This is a genomic window from Thiolapillus sp. (assembly GCF_048562965.1).
Lineage (GTDB): Bacteria > Pseudomonadota > Gammaproteobacteria > Chromatiales > Chromatiaceae > Thiolapillus > Thiolapillus brandeum_A.
Window position 1 is genome coordinate 1 of record NZ_JBHNMF010000725.1, and the last position, 1505, is coordinate 1505.

2 protein-coding genes are annotated in these 1505 nt (G+C 49.0%); both read right to left on the reverse strand.

Going from position 1 to position 1505, the window contains the following annotated elements:
• Positions 1-1064: DUF499 domain-containing protein (locus ACOCD2_RS19560; protein ID WP_293653266.1), on the reverse strand; the 1064-nt coding region annotated here is incomplete at its 3' end.
• Positions 1065-1075: 11 nt separating this feature from the next.
• Positions 1076-1300, reverse strand: a complete 225-nt coding sequence (locus tag ACOCD2_RS19565) for a hypothetical protein (protein WP_419596073.1) — start codon at positions 1298-1300, stop codon at positions 1076-1078.
• Positions 1301-1505 lie beyond the last annotated feature (205 nt).

Here is a 1505-nt window from a genome sequence, read left to right on the forward strand (position 1 = left end):
GCAACGATGGTGTGCTTGTAGTCATTTTGTGAGGCAGCTTCCGGCAGTTGGGCGCCGCTACGTTTGTACATTTCCATATAAGCCTCAGCAGTTGCGTTGGCTTCAGCTTCGTTGATATGGGTGAAAAGGCGGCGTGCCAATACACTGGATATTTCTGTGGGTCTGACGGGAACGGTGGTGGTGGCATCACGTTTTACCACGCCCATAATGCTTTGGTTGGCACGTTGTGCTAGGGCTGCAGCCTCTTCCTCATCGACCTGGCGACCCAGTGTAGAGGTAAGCACGCTTTGCAACATACCTGTCTGGCCTTGAAAAGCATCGCTTTGGCTGGCTAGCGTCAGTACGATGCTCAGTCCATCATGGGTTCTGGCATAGCCAAGCAGCGCCATGAGGAAGGCACTGATTTGCTCGCCGCCTCCAATATGGGCTGCTTCATAACGGGTGGCATATTGCGCCAATTCGTCCAGCATGATGAGCACTTTGCGCCCTTCAAACATGCGTTCGAGGAAATACTGCCCCGGGAATGCACCGGAAGTAACTTCTTGCAGGTTCTTTTTGTAAAAATCTTCTCCGCCCAACCTGAGCGCAATTTCTCCCCAGAGTGTGTGCGCCAGGATCTTTTCGCCGCTCGGCGCAATGACGGGCATTTCGTCACAGGCGATAGCGACCACATCGATACTGCCGGGATCTTGAAGTATGTTGCCATCAATGACATCGGCAGCTGCTGTGGCAATCTCCTTTCCTCTATGCGCGAGGTGTGTCAGTGCTATGAGGGTATGTGTCTTACCTCCACCGAAAGCGGTTTCCAGGCGGTGGATGGCCGGCTTGCTGTTGTCGCCATTGAGCCTCCCCATAACATCGCGAACCACGCGCTGTAATCCTTCGGTGGGGAAAGTGGCCTCTTGAAAAAATGCTTCGGCGTCAGTGTAAATGGAGTCGATGGCACTACCCTTGCCAGAATAAGCTGAAGCTACTTGACTGATAGAGGCCGTAAAGATTTCTGGATTGAAAGAGCCTTGTATGATGTCCTTTCGTGGATCGCAAGTATTTAGGATTGACTGCATGCCTGTCTCCATCAGTATTGTTCTGTTGATTCTTGATAACCTGGTACAAGTTCCAGATTTTCAACGCTATAAAGTGTTTGGTGGTTTTTAAGCCACAGTAAGTATTCCGGTGCTGAAAGTTTGTGATCGTGTAAACAGTCGACTTTCCAGTGGCGAAGCCAAAATCCGGTAACTGCTGCCCGCATCTGGATATTCAGCATTCCAGAATTCATGCCATATTCTAACCCCAATGTCATTAACTTACTTGATTACCCACGATATTCAGCCACGCATACAGAAATTGGACTATAATAGAACATACATAGAATCAGTGTCTTAGTGCCTCGGAAAAAATAGATTACCCCAATTTTGTAATCGGATTGATTGTGACAAACCATGATTCCAGATCAGGTTTTCTGTCAAATCGTTTTTCCAATTCACGCATGGCCTGCTTACTCAGGG